The sequence below is a fragment of the Ornithinimicrobium sp. CNJ-824 genome, assembly GCF_001942405.1.
In the GTDB taxonomy this organism is placed as follows: domain Bacteria; phylum Actinomycetota; class Actinomycetes; order Actinomycetales; family Dermatophilaceae; genus Ornithinicoccus; species Ornithinicoccus kibberensis.
Map to the genome: position 1 here is coordinate 183,080 of NZ_MKKA01000011.1, position 18,696 is coordinate 201,775.

The 18,696-nt window shown below is 73.2% G+C and carries 17 protein-coding genes, 1 tRNA gene and 2 pseudogenes; 2 read left to right on the forward strand and 18 right to left on the reverse strand.

The window, feature by feature from the left end; all coding sequences use genetic code 11:
• Positions 1–72: 72 nt before the first annotated feature.
• From atpA to argS, 18 genes and pseudogenes are all read right to left on the reverse strand, one after another.
• A complete protein-coding gene (gene atpA, locus BJF81_RS05230; protein WP_075957431.1) occupies positions 73–1,722 on the reverse strand; it encodes a F0F1 ATP synthase subunit alpha in 1,650 nt (549 codons plus the stop codon).
• A 66-nt stretch (positions 1,723–1,788) separates the two neighbouring features.
• The gene (locus BJF81_RS05235; RefSeq protein ID WP_075957432.1) at positions 1,789–2,595 is read right to left on the reverse strand and encodes a F0F1 ATP synthase subunit delta; all 807 of its coding nucleotides are present in this window, start codon (positions 2,593–2,595) and stop codon (positions 1,789–1,791) included.
• Positions 2,595–2,849 carry a F0F1 ATP synthase subunit B family protein gene (locus tag BJF81_RS21340; RefSeq protein ID WP_446740539.1) on the reverse strand — a complete coding sequence of 85 codons (255 nt, stop codon included), beginning with the start codon at positions 2,847–2,849 and terminating at the stop codon, positions 2,595–2,597. The genes BJF81_RS05235 and BJF81_RS21340 overlap by 1 nt, the downstream gene beginning before the upstream one ends.
• Before the next feature lie 423 nt (positions 2,850–3,272).
• On the reverse strand, positions 3,273–3,488 hold the full coding sequence (locus tag BJF81_RS05245; protein ID WP_075957433.1) for an ATP synthase F0 subunit C: 216 nt from the start codon (positions 3,486–3,488) through the stop codon (positions 3,273–3,275).
• 119 nt (positions 3,489–3,607) lie between these two features.
• Positions 3,608–4,429, reverse strand: coding sequence for a F0F1 ATP synthase subunit A (gene atpB, locus BJF81_RS05250; protein ID WP_237770036.1), 822 nt, complete (start codon positions 4,427–4,429; stop codon positions 3,608–3,610).
• 88 nt (positions 4,430–4,517) lie between these two features.
• Entirely contained in the window at positions 4,518–4,808 is a 291-nt protein-coding gene (locus BJF81_RS18530) for an AtpZ/AtpI family protein (RefSeq protein WP_075957435.1), read from the reverse strand.
• The gene (locus tag BJF81_RS05260; RefSeq protein WP_075957436.1) at positions 4,805–5,242 is read right to left on the reverse strand and encodes a hypothetical protein; all 438 of its coding nucleotides are present in this window, start codon (positions 5,240–5,242) and stop codon (positions 4,805–4,807) included. Before BJF81_RS05260 ends, BJF81_RS18530 begins: the two co-directional genes overlap by 4 nt.
• A gap of 79 nt (positions 5,243–5,321) precedes the next feature.
• Positions 5,322–6,425 carry a glycosyltransferase family 4 protein gene (locus BJF81_RS05265; protein WP_075957437.1) on the reverse strand — a complete coding sequence of 368 codons (1,104 nt, stop codon included), beginning with the start codon at positions 6,423–6,425 and terminating at the stop codon, positions 5,322–5,324.
• 59 nt (positions 6,426–6,484) lie between these two features.
• On the reverse strand, positions 6,485–7,786 hold the full coding sequence (locus BJF81_RS05270) for a serine hydroxymethyltransferase (protein ID WP_075957438.1): 1,302 nt from the start codon (positions 7,784–7,786) through the stop codon (positions 6,485–6,487).
• A gap of 53 nt (positions 7,787–7,839) precedes the next feature.
• Positions 7,840–8,649, reverse strand: a complete 810-nt coding sequence (locus BJF81_RS05275; protein WP_075957439.1) for an L-threonylcarbamoyladenylate synthase — start codon at positions 8,647–8,649, stop codon at positions 7,840–7,842.
• Between the two features lie 353 nt (positions 8,650–9,002).
• Positions 9,003–9,878 carry a peptide chain release factor N(5)-glutamine methyltransferase gene (gene prmC, locus BJF81_RS05280; protein ID WP_075957633.1) on the reverse strand — a complete coding sequence of 292 codons (876 nt, stop codon included), beginning with the start codon at positions 9,876–9,878 and terminating at the stop codon, positions 9,003–9,005.
• Positions 9,875–10,965, reverse strand: a pseudogene (gene prfA / locus BJF81_RS05285) (peptide chain release factor 1). The gene prmC and the pseudogene prfA overlap by 4 nt, the downstream one beginning before the upstream one ends.
• 102 nt (positions 10,966–11,067) lie before the next feature.
• Positions 11,068–11,286 carry a 50S ribosomal protein L31 gene (gene rpmE, locus BJF81_RS05290; RefSeq protein ID WP_075957440.1) on the reverse strand — a complete coding sequence of 73 codons (219 nt, stop codon included), beginning with the start codon at positions 11,284–11,286 and terminating at the stop codon, positions 11,068–11,070.
• A gap of 130 nt (positions 11,287–11,416) precedes the next feature.
• Positions 11,417–11,758 (reverse strand): annotated as a pseudogene (locus BJF81_RS21345) (nuclear transport factor 2 family protein); the annotation flags it as partial.
• Positions 11,662–11,955, reverse strand: a complete 294-nt coding sequence (locus BJF81_RS17285; RefSeq protein WP_075957441.1) for a hypothetical protein — start codon at positions 11,953–11,955, stop codon at positions 11,662–11,664. The gene BJF81_RS17285 and the pseudogene BJF81_RS21345, both read right to left, overlap by 97 nt.
• Positions 11,956–12,108: 153 nt before the next feature.
• Positions 12,109–14,100 (reverse strand): transcription termination factor Rho, encoded by a 1,992-nt coding sequence (gene rho / locus BJF81_RS05305; RefSeq protein WP_075957442.1) that lies wholly within the window; start codon positions 14,098–14,100, stop codon positions 12,109–12,111.
• 216 nt (positions 14,101–14,316) lie between these two features.
• On the reverse strand, positions 14,317–15,345 hold the full coding sequence (locus tag BJF81_RS05310; RefSeq protein WP_075957443.1) for a homoserine dehydrogenase: 1,029 nt from the start codon (positions 15,343–15,345) through the stop codon (positions 14,317–14,319).
• Positions 15,296–16,960: an arginine--tRNA ligase gene (gene argS, locus BJF81_RS05315; RefSeq protein WP_075957444.1), complete on the reverse strand. Its 1,665-nt coding sequence runs from the start codon at positions 16,958–16,960 to the stop codon at positions 15,296–15,298. The genes BJF81_RS05310 and argS overlap by 50 nt, the downstream gene beginning before the upstream one ends.
• A 137-nt stretch (positions 16,961–17,097) precedes the next feature.
• Between argS and BJF81_RS05320 the strand changes: the two genes are divergently transcribed.
• Together BJF81_RS05320 and BJF81_RS05325 are read left to right on the forward strand one after the other, a co-directional pair.
• Positions 17,098–17,169, forward strand: a tRNA-Arg gene (locus tag BJF81_RS05320).
• Positions 17,170–17,302: 133 nt separating this feature from the next.
• Positions 17,303–18,634, forward strand: a complete 1,332-nt coding sequence (locus BJF81_RS05325) for an aldehyde dehydrogenase family protein (protein WP_237770038.1) — start codon at positions 17,303–17,305, stop codon at positions 18,632–18,634.
• The last annotated feature ends 62 nt before the right edge of the window (positions 18,635–18,696 follow it).

Here is an 18,696-nt window from a genome sequence, read left to right on the forward strand (position 1 = left end):
CTGCGGTCGGTGCGTGCCTGCCGGCCGGGGCCGGGTATGCCGTGGGGCGCGCCCCACGGCATCCCCGCGGGGTCAGCGGCGACGGACCTTGATCTGCTCCTGGTCCACGTCCTCGTCCTCGAGGGCGTCGACGTTGTCGAAGTCCTCGTCCGAGCCCACGCGGACCTCCTGGCTGTCGTCCGGGCTGAACTCCTGCGTGAAGGCCTTCATCGCCTCCACGAGGGTCGCCTCGGTGTCGTCGCCGAGCTTGCCGGTCTCGCGGATGCCGTCGAGCAGGCCGCGCTGGTTGCGGCGCAGGTGGTCGATCCACTCGTTCTCGAACCGGCGCACGTCGGAGACGGGCACCGAGTCGATGTGGCCGTTGGTGCCGGCCCAGATGATCGCCACCTGCTCCTCCACCGGGACCGGCGAGGACTGCGGCTGCTTGAGCAGCTCCACCATCCGGGCGCCGCGCTCGAGCTGGGCCTTGGACGCCGCGTCGAGGTCGGAGGCGAACATCGCGAAGGCCTCCATCTCGCGGAACTGCGCCAGGTCGACCTTGAGGCGGCCCGAGACCGACTTCATCGCCTTGATCTGGGCGGCGCCGCCGACCCGGGAGACCGAGACACCGACGTCGATCGCCGGCCGGACGTTGGAGTTGAACAGGTCGGCCTGCAGGTAGATCTGGCCGTCGGTGATCGAGATGACGTTCGTCGGGATGTAGGCCGAGACGTCACCGGCCTTGGTCTCGATGATCGGCAGGCCGGTCATCGAGCCCGCGCCCAGGTCGTCGGAGAGCTTGGCGCAGCGCTCCAGCAGCCGGCTGTGCAGGTAGAAGACGTCGCCCGGGTAGGCCTCACGGCCCGGCGGGCGGCGCAGCAGCAGCGACACGGCGCGGTAGGCTTCGGCCTGCTTGGACAGGTCGTCGAAGACGATGAGGACGTGCTTGCCCTGGTACATCCAGTGCTGGCCGATGGCCGAGCCGGTGTAGGGGGCGAGGTACTTGAAGCCGGCCGCGTCCGAGGCGGGGGCCGCCACGATCGTGGTGTACTCCAGCGCGCCCTGCTCCTCCAGGGTGCCGCGCACGCCGGCGATGGTGGAGCCCTTCTGGCCGATCGCCACGTAGATGCAGCGGACCTGCTTGTCCGGGTCGCCGGACTCCCAGTTGGCCTTCTGGTTGAGGATCGTGTCGATCGCCACGGCGGTCTTGCCGGTCTGGCGGTCGCCGATGATGAGCTGGCGCTGGCCGCGGCCGATCGGGATCATCGAGTCGATGGCCTTGATGCCGGTCTGCATCGGCTCGTGCACCGACTTGCGCATCATCACGCCGGGCGCCTGCAGCTCCAGGGCGCGTCGGCCCTCGTCCTCGATGTCGCCGAGGCCGTCGATCGGCACGCCGAGCGGGTTGACGACCCGGCCCAGGTAGTTGTCCCCGACGGGCACCGAGAGGACCTCGCCGGTGCGGCGCACCGGCTGCCCCTCCTCCAGCCCGGAGAAGTCGCCCAGCACGATGACACCCACCTCGTGGACGTCCAGGTTCAGCGCCAGGCCGAGGGTGCCGTCCTCGAACTCCAGCAGCTCGTTGGTCATCACCGAGGGCAGGCCCTCGACGTGGGCGATGCCGTCGCCGGCGTCGACCACGCGCCCGACCTCCTCGCGGGAGGCGGCGCTCGGCTCGTAGGACTGGACGAACTGGTCCAGGGCGTCCCGGATCTCCTCCGGACGGATCGAAAGCTCCGTCATGTCTCTTCTCCTCGTCGTCGTCCGCTGGCGCGGCCCGGGTGTCTGTCGTGGCGGGTATGGGGTGGCTCAGCTGGTCATCTGGCGGCGGGCGTCGGCCAGGCGCTGGCTGACGGTCCCGTCGATGACCTCGTCGCCGATCTCCACCCGGATGCCACCGACGACGTCCTCGTCGATGACCACGTTCGTGTGGACCTGGCGGCCGTACTGGGTGCTCAGGGCTGCGGTGAGCCGCTCGAGCTGCTGCGTGGACAGCGGCACCGCGCTGGTGACGGTCGCGGTGACCTGGTCCTGCCGGTCGGCGGCCTGCTCCAGGAAGGAGGCGACGGCCAGGTCGAAGCGGCGGCCCCGCGTGCCGGCGACGGCCTGCCGGGCCAGGCTGACCGTCTCCGGGGAGCTGCGCACCGCCAGCAGACGGTCCACCAGGGACCCCTTCGCCTGCGCGTCGGCCCGCCGGTCCGCCAGGGCGGCCTGCAGGTCGGGGGTGCCCTCGACGATCCGGGCGAACCGGAACAGCTCGTCCTCGACCTGCCCCAGCCGGCCGTGCCGCTGGGCCTGGGCGAGCATGGCCTCGACGCCGAGCCGCTCGAGCGCGGTCACCAGGTCACCCTGGCGCGGCCAGCGCTGGGCCACGGTGGCCCGGGCGACGGACAGGGCGTCCCCGCCGACCTTGCCGGCCAGCAGCCGTTCCGCCAGGGCGGCCTTGTCGGCGCCCTCGCGGGAGGGGTCGGCCAGGTTGCGGCGCAGCGTCGGGTTGGCGTCGACGACCCGGGCCACGGCCCACAGGTCCTCGGCCACCCGGGCCGGATCGCCCTCCAGCACCTGCTGGAGGGCCTGGTCGGCCTCGTGGTAGGACCGGCGGAAGGCGCTCTCCATCAGCGTCCCTGCTCCGCCCCGAGGCGCTGCGGGCTGATCGCGCCCGACTCGAGGTCACCGAGGAAGCGGTCCACGATGCCGCTCTGGCGGGCCTCGTCGTGCAGCGACTCGCCGACGATCTTGCTGGCCAGGGCGGTGGAGATCGCACCGACCTCGCCCCGCAGCTGGACCATCGCCTGCTGGCGCTCGGCCTCGACCTGCTTGTGGGCGGTCTCGGTGATGCGGTTCGCCTCGGTCTGCGCCTGCTGGCGCATCTCGGCGATGATCTGGCGCCTGCTCCTTGGCCTGCTCGCGGATGCGCGCGGCCTCGGCGCGGGCCTCGCCGAGCTGGTCCTCGTACTGCTTCTTCGCCGCGGCGGCCTCGGCCTGGGCCTGCTCGGCCGCCTGCATCCCCGCCCTCGATCGCGGCCGTGCGCTCGGCGTAGACCTTCTCGAGGGTGGGGACGATCTTCTTGGCGACGAACCAGTAGAAGAGGCCGAAGACGATCAGCCCGAAGATGAGCTCGGGCATGTAGGGAAGGATCGGGACGGCATCCTCCCCGGCGCCGATCGGCTCGGCAGCCCTCAGGACGCCCGTCGCGATCGTGGTGTGCTCCACGAGCGGCTCCTCACGTGTGCGTGTCCCTCGGTGCCCTCACGGGCCCCGGCGGGACGGGTCTGGACGGGTCGGGGTCGGGTCAGCCGACGAAGAACGCGATGAAGAACAGCACCAGACCGAAGATGGCCAGCGCCTCGGCGAGCGCGAAGCCGAGGATGGCGATCGGCTGCAGCTTGCCCTGCGCCTCGGGCTGGCGGGCGACGCCGTTGATGTAGGCGGCGAAGATCAGACCCACGGCGATGGCCGGGCCGATGGTGGACAGGCCGTAGCCGAGCAGAGTGATGTCACCAGTCACGTCGTATCTCTTTCTGTGTGATGTCCCGACGGGGCGGCGCCCCGTCGAAGGCCTTGGAACTATTCAGTTGTGCGGGTGTGGTCGGTGGTCCGGGCGGGCGCCGGCCGTCGCGGGGACGGTCAGTGCTCGTCGGCGAGGGCGCCCCCGATGTAGGAGGCGGCCAGGAGGGTGAAGACGTAGGCCTGCAGGAACTGGACCAGCGCCTCGAAGGCGGTCAGCGCCACGCCGAGGATCCAGGCGGGGATGGCGACCAGCATGAGGCCGGGGTCGTAGGTCTTGAACAGGTACCAGCCGCCGACGATGAAGACGACCAGGAGCATGTGGCCGGCGAACATGTTGCCGAAGAGTCGCAGGGCGAGCGTCAGCGGGCGGGTGATGAAGAAGGTGATGAGCTCCAGCAGGAGGATGAACGGCTTGATCCACCCCGGCAGGCCGCTGGGGAGCATGCCGCCCAGGTAGGCGCCGATGCTGCCCTTCTTGCGCAGCCCCACCCAGTGGTAGACGACGTACACCAGCAGCGTCAGCCCGATGGGGAAGGCCACCCGGGCCATCGTCGGGTTCTGGAACGGCGGGACGATGCCCATGAGGTTGTTCAGCAGGATGAAGACGAACAACGAGAACAGGAACGGCACGAACGGCATGAACTCCTTGCTGCCGATCATGTCGCGCGCGATGCCGTTGCGGCCGAAGTTGTAGACCTGCTCGGTCAGCCACTGGCCCTTGCCGGGCACGAGGGCGGCCTGCCGGGTGGTCAGCCACAGCCAGACCATGAGGATGACGGTGGCGATCGCCATGAGCAGCATCGGCCGGGTGAAGTAGTACTCGGTGCCCGGGATCGCGAACAGCGGCTGCCAGAAGTCGCCCGGCGTGGGCGGGAAGTGGCTGGACTCGCCTTCAGCCATGGGCAGCACCAGCCCAGCGGCCGTCATGGTCGCACTCACGCGTTCTCCTTCACAGGGTGTTCGACGGGTGTCGGGGCTGGCTCCCGGACAGGGTGCGACGCCGTGGGGTCGCGGTGGGACACCGACGTCATGACCTACCGTACCTGAGCCAGATGACGTACATGGACAGCACCATCCCGCCGAGCACCCCGACGGGCAGCAGGAACCAGGTGCCCAGCAGCAGGTCGAGCACCCAGCCCAGCGCCCCGAAGCCCACCGGCCCGGCGAGCAGGTAGGCCAGCACGGCGTTGCCGAGGTCGGTCTGCCGGGCCATGCCCACGACCTCCCGCTCGGTGCCGCCGTGCGGCGAGGGGATGGAGGGGCGGGGCGGGTCGCCCGGGCGGCCGGCGTCGGGGCCCGGGGTGCCGGGGTCGGTCACCGGACCTCCCCCGGGAGCGTGACGTCCAGCTGGGGACGGGACCGCAGGTAGCCCACGACGAGGCCGGCCTGGAAGACCAGACCGGTGACGACGAAGGCGAGGACCAGCGGGAGGACCTGCAGCCAGGTTGTCTGCGCCAGCGCCCAGATCGTCACCGCGAGCACGGCCATCTGCACGATCAGGACGCCGAACGCCCCCGCCATGGTCGTGGCGGTGGGTCCGCTGAGCACCCCGCGGATGCCGAGCACCCCGAGGACGAACACGGCCGCGGAGATTCCCACCCCCAGCAGGGCCGACACCGCCGCCCAGCCGCCGGCGGCGGCCCACGTCAGCAGCGGGACCAGCACGACCAGGGGGGCGACCGGCAGCAGCCCGCAGAGCAGCATCGAGGCCACCGGCGTGCGCGCACGGCGCGTCGCGGGGGCGGCGGTCATGGCTGCTCCTGAGGGGTCGGAAACTTTGTGAAAGTTATCACAAGCCCCGGCGCCGGCCGGAAACCTGCAGGCCGGGCGGTCAGGCGGTCCTCGCCGGGACGCTCTCCGGACGTCGGGTGAGCGCGATCGCCAGGCCCAGCAGCAGCAGGATGCCCACGACGGAGACCCACACCGGCAGGTAGGCGAAGGAGACCGCCCCGACGGCGATGAGGCCGGACCACAGGTAGAGGACGACCACCGCCCGACGGTGGCTGTGGCCGATGTCGAGCAGCCGGTGGTGCAGGTGGCCGCGGTCCGGCTTCCAGGGCAGCTGCCCCGCACGGGTCCGCCGCAGCACCGCCAGCACGATGTCCAGGAAGGGCAGGGCCATGATGGCGATCGGGATGAGCAGCGGCAGCAGGATCGCGGTCGCGGCCGAGGCGGTCGCCACCGAGGAGCTGGGGTCGACCGAGCCGGTCATCGAGATCGTCGCGGCGGCCAGCAGCAGCCCCAGCAGCAGGGCGCCGGCGTCGCCCATGAACAGCCGGGCCGGGTGGAAGTTGTGCGGCAGGAAGCCCAGGCACACCCCGATGAGGGCCGCGCTGATGAAGGTCGCGGTGGAGAACACGTTGGGCGGGTCGAAGTTCGTGCTCACCAGGTAGGACCACCCGAAGAACGCCGAGGCGGCGATGAGCACGACCCCGGCCGCCAGCCCGTCCAGGCCGTCGATGAAGTTGACCGCGTTCGTGGACACGACGACGACGAGGACGGTGAGGGTCACCATGACCGGCTCGGGCAGGACCGTGACCCCGGCGATCGGCAGCGACAGGAGCTGGACGCCGAAGAAGGCCATCACGGCCCCGGCGACCACCTGGCCGGCCAGCTTGGTCGCCCAGTCCAGGTCCCGGACGTCGTCCAGCGCCCCGAGCAGCGTGACGAGGGTGGCCGCCGCGAGCACCCCGTAGAGCTGGGGCGAGGAGTCGAAGAGCTGCCCGTGGTAGGGCAGCTGGGAGCCGAGCACGACCGCGGCGGCGAAGCCGAGGAGCATGGCCACGCCCCCGAGCCGCGGCACCGGGGTGGCGTGCACGTCCCGGTCGCGCACGGGGGTGATCGCCCCGACGACGAGCGCGAGCCGCCGGACCAGCGGGGTCGCCAGGTACGTGACGACCGCCGCGGTCAGCAGCACCATGAGGAACTCGCGCACGTCAGGTCACCTTCCCCGACGGCCTCCGGTCCCCCGGGGTCGGTCGGTCGATGTCCGGCTCAGCCGGCCTGCGGCTCCGGGTAGGCCGGGTAGGAGGTGAGCAGCTCGCCCACCTCCGCCCGGATCTCCCGGGCGACCGCGTGGTCCGGGTCCCCGTCGGTCCGGGTCACGGCCCGGTGGATGAGCTCGGCGACGGTCTCCATCTGCTCGGGCCCCATCCCCTGGGTCGTCACGGACGGGCTGCCGACGCGGATGCCGGAGGCCACGTTCGGCTTCTCCGGGTCGAACGGGATGGCGTTCTTGTTCAGCACGATGCCGGCCGCGTCGCACCGGGCCTCCGCGTCGACACCGGTGACACCCACGCCGCGCAGGTCGTGCAGCGACAGGTGGGTGTCGGTGCCCCCGGTGATCGGGCGGATGCCACGGCTGTCCAGGCCGCCGGCCAGCGCCCGGGAGTTGTCGAGCACCTGCTGGGCGTAGGCCTGGTAGGCCGACGTCGCGCACTCGGCGAAGTTGACCGCCTTGCCGGCGACCGCGTGCATGAGCGGTCCCCCCTGCATCATCGGGAACACCGCCCGGTCGATCTTCTTGGCGTGCTCCTCCTTGCACACGATCGCGCCGCCCCGCGGTCCGCGCAGCACCTTGTGGGTGGTGAAGGAGACCACGTCGGCGTGCGGGACCGGGGAGGGGATGACCTTGCCGGCGACGAGGCCGATGAAGTGCGCCGCGTCGACCCAGAAGATGGCACCGACCTCGTCGGCGATGGCGCGGAAGCGCTCGAAGTCGATGAGCCGGGGGATCGCCGAGCCCCCGGCGAGGATGATCTTGGGGCGGTGCTCCTTGGCCAGCGCCTCGACCTGGTCGTAGTCGATGTCCTCGGTGTCGGGGTGCACGCCGTAGTGGACGGCGTTGAACCACTTGCCGGAGAAGCTGACCTTGAAGCCGTGGGTCAGGTGGCCGCCGTGGTCCAGCGACATCGCCAGGATGGTGTCCCCCGGCGAGGCGAAGGCGCCGTACACCGCCTGGTTGGCGCTGGCCCCCGAGTGCGCCTGGACGTTGGCGTGGTCGGCCCCGAAGAGCTGCTTGGCCCGCTCGATCGCCAGCTTCTCGACCTTGTCGACCTCCGCGCAGCCGCCGTAGTAGCGGGCGTCGGGATAACCCTCGGCGTACTTGTTCGACAGGGTCGAGCCTAGGGCCGCCAGGACCGCCGGACTGGTCTGGTTCTCGCTGGCGATCAGCTGCAGCCCGCTGCGCTGCCGGTCCAGCTCGGCCACGAGCAGCTCGGCGATCTGCGGATCCTGGTCCAGCAGGCTCGCGAAGCTGGGGCCGTAGTACGTGTCGGGGGTCACGGCGGTGGTCATGGGCCCCACTGTAGGGGGTCGTCCCCGTCGGCGGGGGGCGCGCCGCGACCGACTCAGCGGCTCAGGGTGCGGAAGGCCGTGGCCGGCACGGCCACCCCGCTCGGGCTCACGCTGCCCACGAGGTCCGCCGGCCCCGCCGTGCCCTGCCCGGCCGGGCCGTCGGGAGCCTCCTCGACCTCGGCGTCCACCTCCCCGGGCTCCCGCAGCCGCGTCGTGCCCAGGACCGCCCGGACGTCCTCCACGGACAGGGCACCGGTGCGCAGGAGCCCCGGCTCCTCCCCGGTGCAGTCCAGGATCGTCGAGGGCAGACCGCCCGTCCGGGGCCCGTCGTCGAGGTAGACGGCGACGGCCGCGCCCAGCTGCTCGACGGCCTCCGTCCCGGTGGTGGCGGCCGGGCTGCCGGTGACGTTGGCGCTCGTCACGGCCATCGGCCCCACCTCGGCGAGCAGCGACAGGGCCACCTCGTCGTCCGGCATCCGCAGCGCCACCGTCCCGTTCGTCTCGCCCAGGTCCCACCGCAGCGACGGCTGCGCGCGCAGCACGAGCGTGAGCGGACCGGGCCAGAAGTGCCGCATGAGGATGCGGGCGTACATCGGCACGTCGACGGCCAGGCCCTCCACGGTCCGCGGGTCGGGCACCAGGACCGGCGGGGGCATCTCCCGGCCCCGGTGCTTGGCCGCCAGCACCATCGCCACCGCCACCACGTCGAAGGCGTCCGCCCCCACGCCGTAGACGGTGTCGGTGGGCAGCACCACGACCTTGCCGGCACGGACCGCCTCGGCGGCCCGGTCGAGGGCCTGCTGCCGGGTCCGCGGGTCGGTGCAGTCCAGCAGCCGGTCCTGCACGGGCGGGCCAACGGGCATCGGGGTCTCCTCCGGCGGGGTCGGGGCGGGGGCTGACGTGCCGACCGGGTCGCCCGGCCGTCGGCACCCAGTGTCTCACCGCCACCCCGGGCGTGGTGCGCTCCGCCACGTCCCCGTGTCACCTAGAGTTGCGCGCGTCCCTCCGCTGCTCAACAGTGGAGGACGACGACCTGGGCGCACCCCGCGCCCGGGCCACCGAAGGAGAGTGAGAATCATGCGCGGAAGCGGCCTGATCTGGACGATCGTGGGTATCCTGCTCATCATTGCCCTGCTGATCTGGATCTTCTGATCACGACCCCTCCCCTCACGGCCCGCCCCGGTCCGCGCACGTCGCGGGTCCGGGGCGGTGTCGTTCACGGCCCGGCGCGGACCGCCCGCACCACCCTCGGCAGCCCCGCGAGGTCGTCGTGGTCCTCGACCGAGGACCAGCAGCCCTGGGCGGCCAGCGCCTCCGGCAGGCTGCGACCCTGCGCCTCGGCGTGCTCCATGAGCAGCACCCCGCCCGGACGGAGCAGCACGGCCGCCCGCGCGGCGACCTCCAGCGGCACCTGCAGACCGTCCTCCCCGCCGCCGTAGAGGGCCACCTCCGGGTCGTGCTCCCTCACCTCGACGTCGACCGGGACGGCGTCCGGGGGGATGTAGGGCGGGTTGCTCGTCACGACGTCCACCCGGCTGACCAGGTCCTCGAACGCCTCCTGCGCGCGGCCCAGCCGCAGGTCGACCGGGAGCCCGGTGCGCTCCACGTTCCGCACCGCGTACCGGTGGGCGTCCTCGGCCAGCTCCACCGCCCCCACCCGGGCGTCGGGACGCGCGTGGGACACGGCGAGGGCGATCGCCCCGCTGCCCGTGCAGAGGTCGACCACGGTCGGCGCGTCCACCTCGTCCAGGGCCGACAGCGCCAGCCCGACGAGCACCTCGGTCTCGGGCCGCGGCACGAACACCCCCGGCCCCACGACGAGGTCGACCCCGCCCAGGTGCGCCGTCCCGGTGAGGTGCTGCAGCGGCACCCGAGCGGCCCGGCGGTCCACGAGCTCCTGGTATGCCGTCACGCCCGGGAGCGGCACCACCTCGCCCAGGAGGCGGGCCCGGCGCAGCTCGCCCACGGACCGGCCCAGGACGTGCGCGAGCAGGACCTCCGCGTCGACGGTGGGGCTCGGGACGCCCGCCGGGGCCAGCCGGGCGGCCGCCCCGCGGACCAGCGCGTCGACGGTGTCCGGGGACCCGGTCACCGGTCGCCCGCCCGGGCCAGGCGCTCGGCCTCGTCGGCGTCGACCGCCGACTGCACCACCGGGTCGAGGTCCCCGTCGACGACCTGGTCCAGGTTGTAGGCCTTGAACCCGGTGCGGTGGTCGACGATCCGGTTCTCCGGGAAGTTGTAGGTGCGGATGCGCTCGCTGCGGTCCACCGTGCGCACCTGGCTGCGGCGCTGCTCGCTGGCAGCCGCCTCGGCCTCGTCGACGGCGATCTGGTGCAGCCGGGCGCGCAGGACCCGCAGCGCCGACTCCTTGTTCTGCAGCTGCGACTTCTCGTTCTGGCAGGAGACGACCAGCCCCGAGGGCAGATGGGTGATGCGCACCGCGGAGTCGGTGGTGTTGACCGACTGCCGCCCGGTCCGGAGGAGCGGAAGACGTCGATCTTGAGGTCGTTGCCGTCCAGCGCGACCTCGGCGGGGTCCTCGACGTCGGGCATGACGAGCACCCCTGCCGCGGAGGTGTGGATCCGGCCCTGGCTCTCGGTCACCGGGACCCGCTGCACGCGGTGCACGCCGCCCTCGTACTTCAGCCGCGCCCACGGCGCCTCGCCCGGCACCGGGGTGCCCGTGGCCTGGACCGAGACCCGGGCGTCCTTGTAGCCGCCCAGGTCGGACGGGGTCGCGTCGAGCAGCTCGGTGCGCCAGCCCCGCCGCTCGGCGTACCGCAGGTACATCCGCAGCAGGTCGCCGGCGAAGAGGGCCGACTCCTCGCCGCCCTCCCCGGCCTTGACCTCGAGGATGACGTCGCGGTCGTCGTCGGGGTCGCGGGGCACCAGCTGACGGCGCAGGACCTCGGCCGCGGCGGCCTCCGCCTGCTCCAGCGACGGGACCTCCTCGGCGAAGGACGGGTCGTCGACGGCGAGCTCGCGCGCGGTCGCGAGGTCGCCGGCGGCACGCTCCCAGGCGCGGTAGGCCGCGACGGTCGGCGTGAGCGCGGCATACCGCGTGTTGAGGCGCCGCAGGGCGGTCGGGTCGCCGTGCACGGCCGGGTCGCCGAGCCGCTCCTCGATCTCGGCGTGCTCGGCCAGGAGCGGGAGGGCGGAGCCGAAGTCGGAGGTGGACATCAGCAACCTCTCGGGATGGTGGGGCGACGGCCGACCTGGATGCGGGCCGGGAACGGCAGACGCCGGCCCCGCGAGCTGCTCGCGGGACCGGCGTCGGGAGACCTACTTGGCGTCGGCCTTCTTGCCGTAGCGCTCCTGGAAGCGGGCGACGCGGCCACCGGTGTCCAGGATCTTCTGCTTGCCGGTGTAGAACGGGTGGCAGCTGGAGCACACGTCGGCGCTGATGCGCCCGGACGTGGCGGTGCTGCGGGTGGTGAACGACGCCCCGCAGGTGCAGGTCACCTGGGTCTCGACGTACTCCGGGTGGATGTCCTTCTTCATGTCTTCTCCTAGGGGTGGCGGGTTCCCCGGGTCGGTGGCGCGGCAGCGCCGCCGTGAACCGGTGGGCCAACGGGACATTCTGCCAGAGCGGGGCGGTCCGGGTCCATTTCCGCCACTCCCGCACCCGGCCGTCCCGCAGGCGGCCCACGAACCGGCCACGCACCGCCACCCGCCGGTCCTGCACCACCAGCTCGTCCAGGTGGTGGGCGTCGGACTCGATGACCCGCTCGCCCCCGTCGACACGCCGCAACGCCTCCCGGCCGCGCATCGAGGGGTAGCCGGGCCGGTGGTAGACCGCGTCCTTGGCGAACCGGTCGAGCACGGCCGCCACGTCGCCGGCGTCGACCCGCTCGTCGTAGCATCGCGTGCGGGCCGTCAGGTCGGCGGCCCCGTCCCTCCCCCGTCCCTCCCCCGCCCCAGCGCGTGCCGCACCGCCGCCCGCATGGCGGCATACACGCCGCGGCCGGTGCAGGGCCCCGGGGCCACCTCGTCGCAGAAGGCGCGCACGCCGGGCACGTAGCTGCCCGCGGTCCGGGCCACGAAGTCGCCGTAGCGCTCCATCAGCGCGACCCGCTCCGGCGAGCCGGGGGCCGGCAGGGGGCCGTCGGCGAGGACGACGGACTTAGCGCCGCCGTAGGGCAGCTCGGCCAGCGCGTGCTTGAGCGTCATCGCCCTGGCCACCCGCCGGGCCTCCGCGAGACGGCGGCCCGCAGCCCCACCCGCTCGTCCCGGCAGGTGATCACCTGCTCGACGTCGAAGAGCTCGGGCAGGTCGTCCTCGGGGGACCCTGGCGCATGGCGCCAGGGTGCCCCCGCATACCGCTCAGTCCTCGTCGTCCAGCCGGACCGAGGACGTCTGCTGGACCTGGGTGAGGAACTCGTAGTTGTGCTTGGTTCGGCGGAGACGGTCGAGCAGCAGCTCGATGCCCTGCTGCTGGTCGAGCGCTGAGAGCACCCGGCGCAGCTTCCACATGATCTTCAGCTCCTCGCCGCCCATGAGGATCTCCTCGCGGCGGGTGCCGGAGGCGTTCACGTCCACCGCGGGGAAGGTGCGCCGGTCGGCCAGGTGGCGCGAGAGCCGCAGCTCCATGTTGCCGGTGCCCTTGAACTCCTCGAAGATCACCTCGTCCATCTTCGAGCCGGTCTCGACCAGCGCGGTCGCCAGGATCGTCAGCGAGCCGCCGTTCTCGATGTTGCGGGCCGCGCCGAAGAACTTCTTCGGCGGGTACAGCGCCGAGGAGTCGACGCCGCCGGACAGGATCCGGCCCGAGGCCGGGGCCGACAGGTTGTAGGCGCGGCCCAGCCGGGTGATGCCGTCGAGCAGGACCACGACGTCCTGGCCCAGCTCGACCAGGCGCTTGGCCCGCTCGATGGCCAGCTCGGCGACCGTGGTGTGGTCCACGGCCGGCCGGTCGAAGGTGGAGGCGATGACCTCGCCCTGCACGGTCCGCTCGAAGTCGGTGACCTCCTCCGGCCGCTCGTCCACCAGGACGATCATGAGGTGGACCTCGGGGTTGTTCTGGCTGATGGCGTTGGCGATCGCCTGCATGATCATCGTCTTGCCCGCCTTGGGCGGGGAGACGATGAGCCCGCGCTGGCCCTTGCCGATCGGCGCGACCAGGTCGATGACCCGGGTGGTCAGGTTCTTCTGGTCGGTCTCCAGGCGCAGCCGCTCCTGCGGGTAGAGCGGGGTCAGCCGGCTGAACTCGGGCCGCTGCCGGGCCTGCTCGGGGCTCTGACCGTTGATCGAGTCCAGCCGCACGAGCGCGGCGAACTTGCCACGGTCACGCTTGTTGCCGGTCGAGGAGACGGTCTGGGTGTGGTCCTGCCCGTCCTGCGGGGCCTTGATCGCGCCGGTGACGGCGTCGCCCTTGCGCAGGCCGTACTTGCGGACCATGCCCAGCGGGACGTAGATGTCCGTCGGCCCGGGCAGGTAGCCGGTCGTGCGGATGAAGGCGTAGCTGTCCAGCAGGTCGAGCACGCCACCGACGGGGACGAGCACGTCCTCCTCGGAGTAGCTCTCCTCGACGTCCCGCTGGCCCCCGGCCTGACCGCCCTGGCGCTGGTCCTCGCCCCCGGGGCCGCGCCCGCGCTTGCGGTCCCGGCTGCGCTGGCGGTTGCGCCGCCGGCGGCCACGGCCGTCGTCGTCGTCCTCCCCGCCCTGGCGCTGGTCGCCCTGACGCTGGCCGCCCCCCTGCTGGGAGCGGTCGCCGCCGTTCTGGTCGCCGCCGTCCTGTCCGCGGCCGTCCCGTCGCTGGTGCTGCTCGTCGCGGCGGTCCTGGCGCTCGTCGCGGCGCTGGTCGCCCTGACGCGCCGGCTGGTCGTCCTGCCCCTCCTGAGCGGGCTGCCGGTCCTGGCGCTCCTGGTCCCGGCGCTCCTGGTCCTGGCGGTTCTCCCCGCCCGAGCCCTCGCGCTCGTCGACGCGCGGCGCTCCGGCCGAGGAACCGGCACGACGGGTGCGGCGGGTGCGCCCGCCCTCCCGCTGGGCCTGGGCCCGGTCCAGGACGGCGTCGAGGGCGACCGCCGGCCCGCCCTTGTCGTCGGCACCCTCGCCGGAGGACCCCTCCTCGCGGGCGAGCTGCTCCGCCTGCGCGGGCTGCTCCTTGCGGGGGGTCTGCGCCGGGCGTCCGCCGCCGTCGCCGGTGCGGACGTCGCCACCGCCGCGGCGCTCGCGGATGGCGGAGACGAGGTCGGCCTTGCGCATCTTGGCGTCGACGGCGATGCCCATGCTCGAGGCGAGCTGCTGCAGCTCGGCCAGTCGGAGGGTGCTGAGCGCACCGGTCCTGGTCGTGGCAGCCTGACTGATGTCGGTCACGTACTGTCCTTCCCCCTCGGCCCGGGCTGCGCCGGACATGGGGTCCTGGGGTGTGGTCCGACGCGGACGGCGCCGGACGGGGACGTGCCACGGACGCGAGCCGGATCGTCGGTCGGGCGACCGGACGTCGATGGACGTCGGTCCGTGGATGGATGTTCCGGAGCTCGACCTGGACCGGCCGGACCGCTCACGGAATGGCCCCAACATAACACGGCGTCAGCCCCGGCGGACCACCCGCACGATGTCGCCCAGGACCGCCGAGGCGGTCTCGTCGCCGCCGGCGCCGGCCCCCTGCAGCCGCAGCGTCCCGGCGCTCTCGGCCTCGATGATCAGCACGTTCGCGCTCTCCCGGGCCTGGGCCAGCGGGTCGTCCTGCGGCAGGGCCACCGGCCGGACGGCGACCTCGACCCGTCGGTGCCCCGCGGACCCGCGGCACCAGGCGGAGGCGACCAGCTTGATCACGGTCCCCGCCCCCGCGGCCTGCCGGAAGTCCTCGTCGGTCAGGTCGGCGATGCCGCGCCGCTGGACGTCCTCGAGCGTGACCGGCACGCCCCAGGCCGCGCGGGCCAGGATGACGATCTTGGCCGCGGCGTCCAGGCCCTCGAGGTCCTCGGTCGGGTCCGCCTCCAGGTAGCCCAGCTCACCGGCCTGACGCACGGCCTCCTCGAAGGGCACCCCGCGACGGGCGACGAGGTCGAGCACGAAGTTCGTCGACCCGTTGACGACGCCGGAGATCGCCGTGACGACGTCCCCGGCGAGAGCCTCCCTGACCACGGACAGGACCGGGACCGCGGCGACCACGGCGCCCTCGTACTCCAGCGACGTGCCGTGCTCGTCGGCGAGGGCGTGCAGCGCGGGGCCGTGCTGGGCGATCAGCTGCTTGTTGGCGGTCACGACCGGCACGCCGCGCCGCAGGGCCCGCTCGACGAGGGCGCGGGCGGGCTGGATGCCCCCCATGACCTCCACCACCACGTCGGCCCGGTCGACGAGCGTCTCGGCGTCGTCGGTGATGAGCGAGGGGTCGATCCCCTCCCGGGGCCGGGCGGTGTCCCGCACGGCGACGCCGGCGAGCTCGAACCGGCGACCGGTCCGTCTCTCGTAGAGGTCCGCGCGCCGACGAGGCGGCGGGCGACCGCGGCACCGACGGTGCCGGCTCCGAGCAGGGCGATCCGGACGGGGGGTGCGGTCATGTCGGTCACATCCGTTCCGGGGCCGAGACGCCGAGCAGGGCCAGCCCGTTCGCAAGCACCTGCCGGGTGGCGTCGTTGAGCCACAGCCGGCTCCGGTGCAGGTCGGTGATCTCCTCGTCCGCGTCCACCGGTCGGACCCGGCACTCGTCGTACCACTTGTGGAACCGGCCGGCCAGCTCCTCGAGGTAGCGGGCCACCCGGTGGGGCTCCCGCAGCTGGGCCGCCTGGGCCAGCACCCGGGGGTAGTCCCCGAGCACGGCGAGGAGGGCGGCCTCGGTCTCGTGGCCGAGCAGCGAGGGGTCGAAGCCGTCCTCCCGGCGCACCCCGTCCTCGACGGCCAGCCGGGCCACGTTGCAGGTGCGCGCGTGAGCGTACTGGACGTAGTAGACCGGGTTCTCCGTGCTGCGGCGGGTGAGCAGGTCCAGGTCGATGTCGATGTTGCTGTCGGCCGAGGACCGGGTCAGGGCGTAGCGGGCCGCGTCCACGCCGACCGCCGAGACCAGGTCCTCCAGGACGACAACGGTCCCGGCCCGCTTGGACATCCGCACCGGCTGCCCGTCCTTGACGAGGTTGACCATCTGTCCGATGAGGATCTCCAGGTTGGTCCCCGGCTCGTCCCCGAAGGCGGCGCACATCGCCATCATCCGGCTGACGTAGCCGTGGTGGTCGGCGCCGAGCATGATGATCGCCCGGTCGAAGCCACGCTCGCGCTTGTCGAGGTAGTAGGCCAGGTCGCCGGCGATGTAGGCCGGCTGCCCGTCGCTCTTGAGCACGACCCGGTCCTTGTCGTCCCCGTAGTCGGTGGTCCGCAGCCACAGGGCGTCGTCCTTCTCGTACATCACGCCCAGCTCGGTGAGCCGGTCGACCGCACGGCGGACCGCCCCGGACTCGTGGACGGAGTTCTCGTGGAAGTAGACGTCGAAATCGACGCCGAACTCGTGCAGGGAGGCCTTGATCTCCTCGAACATCAGGGCCACGCCGACCGCCCGGAACCGCTCCTGCGCCTCCTCGTCGGGCAGGTCGAGCGCGTCCGGCTCGACCTCCAGGACCCGCCGGGCGATGTCGCTGACGTAGGCGCCGGCGTAGCCGTCCACGGGGGCCGGCCGCCCCTGGGCGGCGGCCAGCAGCGACCGGGCGAACCGGTCGATCTGGGCGCCGTGGTCGTTGAAGTAGTACTCCCGCACCACGTCGGCACCCGAGGCCTGCAGGACCCGGGCCAGGGCGTCGCCCACGGCGGCCCACCGGGTGCCGCCCAGGTGGATCGGGCCGGTCGGGTTGGCCGAGACGAACTCCAGGTTGATCCGCTCACCCGCCATGGCCTCGCCCCGGCCGTACGCGGCTCCCGCCTCGACGATCGTCCGGGCCAGCTCCCCTGCGCTGGCGGCGTCGACGGTGATGTTGAGGAAGCCGGGGCCGGCGACGTCCACCCGGGCCACGCCGGGCACCTCCGCGAGGGCACCCGCGAGCTGCTCGGCCAGCTGCCGGGGCGGCATCCCCGCCTGCTTGGCCAGCTGGAGAGCCACGTTGGAGGCCCAGTCGCCGTGCTCACGGGTGCGGGGCCGTTCGACGCGGACGGCCGACCGCTCGGGGACGGCGACGGACAGGTCCCCGCGGGCGACGGCCTCGGACAGGACGGCGTGGATGGCGTCGGCGAGCTGGTCTGGGGTCACCCCCGTGAGTCTAGTGGTGGCCACCGGCCCTCCCGGACGGCGCCGCAAGGCCCCCGTGGACGGCTCCCGGCCGTCCTCCGGCGGCCGCACGCGCGGTTCGGAGCAGCACCCGGTGCCTGCTACAGTTTCTCGTCGTTGCCCCCGTAGCTCAGGGGATAGAGCACCGCCCTCCGGAGGCGGGAGCGCAGGTTCGAATCCTGCCGGGGGCGCAACACTCTTTCCCGCACCTGCCCGTAGCGTGGCGTCCGTGGACACGGCATACCCCTTCGTCGACGGTGCGGAGCTGCGCACCGCGCGGACTATCCCAACCTCGACCCCGCCACCGGCCGCCCCCTGGGCGACGTGGGCCGGGGAGGCGCCGAGGAGGTCGACGCCGCGGTCCTGGCTGCCGCGACGGCCCAGCCTGCCTGGGCGGGCAGCACCCCCGAGCAGCGTGGCCGGGTGCTCACCCGCGTGGGCGACCTGGTCGACCGCGACCGGGAGCGCCTGGCCCGGCTGGAGTCCGAGGACACCGGCAAGCCGCTGTCCCAGGCACGCACCGACGCCACGGTGGCGGCGCGGTACTTCCGCTTCTACGGGCACGTGGTCGACGCCTACCGCGGCAGCCAGATCCCCCTCGGTCCCGACGTGCACGCCTACACGGTGCGCGAGCCCTACGGCATCGTCGGGAGCATCGTGGCCTGGAACTACCCGCTCCAGCTGGCCTCCCGCGCCCTCGCCGCGGCCACCGCGGTGGGCAACGCCGTCGTGCTCAAGCCCGCGGACGAGACCCCGCGGACCGCGCTGGCGCTGGCCCGGCTGTGCACCGAGGCCGGGATGCCGCCGGGCGTGGTCGGCGTGGTCACCGGCCTGGGCGCGGAGGCGGGCGCCGCCCTCGCCGCCCACCCGCTCGTGGCGCACCTGGGGTTCGTGGGGTCCACCGAGACCGGCCGGCTCGTCGCCCACGCCGCCGCGGACCGGGTCGTGCCCACCGTGCTGGAGCTGGGCGGCAAGTCCGCCCACGTCGTCCTCGCCGACGCGGACCTGGACCGGGCCGCGGAGGTCGTCACCCGTTCGCTCCTGCAGAACGCCGGTCAGACCTGCTCGGCCGGCAGCCGCCTCGTCGTGCACGAGTCGGTCCGCGAGCCGCTCGTGGACCGCCTCGTCGAACGCTTCACCGCCACGACCCTGGGGCCCGGCCTGGAGGACCCCGACCTCGGCCCGCTCGTCTCGCCGCGGCAGCAGGAGCGGGTGCGGGGGTATGTGGAGGGCGCGGCCTCAGGCGTGCTGCGGGTCGGTGGCGGCCCGCCGCAGGACGACCGGCTCGGCGACGGCTCCTACTGGCTGCCCACCCTCCTCGACGGGGTGGACCCGGACGACCCGGTCGCCCGCGAGGAGGTCTTCGGACCCGTCCTGGTCACCCATCCCTTCGTCGACGAGGAGGAGGCGGTGGCGCTGGCCAACGGGACCGACTACGGACTGCTCGCGGCCGTGTGGACGCGGGACGTCGCCCGGGCCCACCGGATGGCCTCCGCCCTGGAGGCGGGGCAGGTCTTCGTCAACGGCTACGGCGCCGGCGGCGGCGTCGAGCTGCCCTTCGGCGGGGTGGGCCGGTCCGGCCACGGCCGGGAGAAGGGGCTGGCCGCCCTCGACGCGCTGACCCGGGTCAAGACCGTCGTCGTCCGGCTGGACTGATCCCCCCACGGTCGGAGACGGGCTCCGTCCTGCGGCCGATGTCCCGCCGCCCGCCCGGGTGC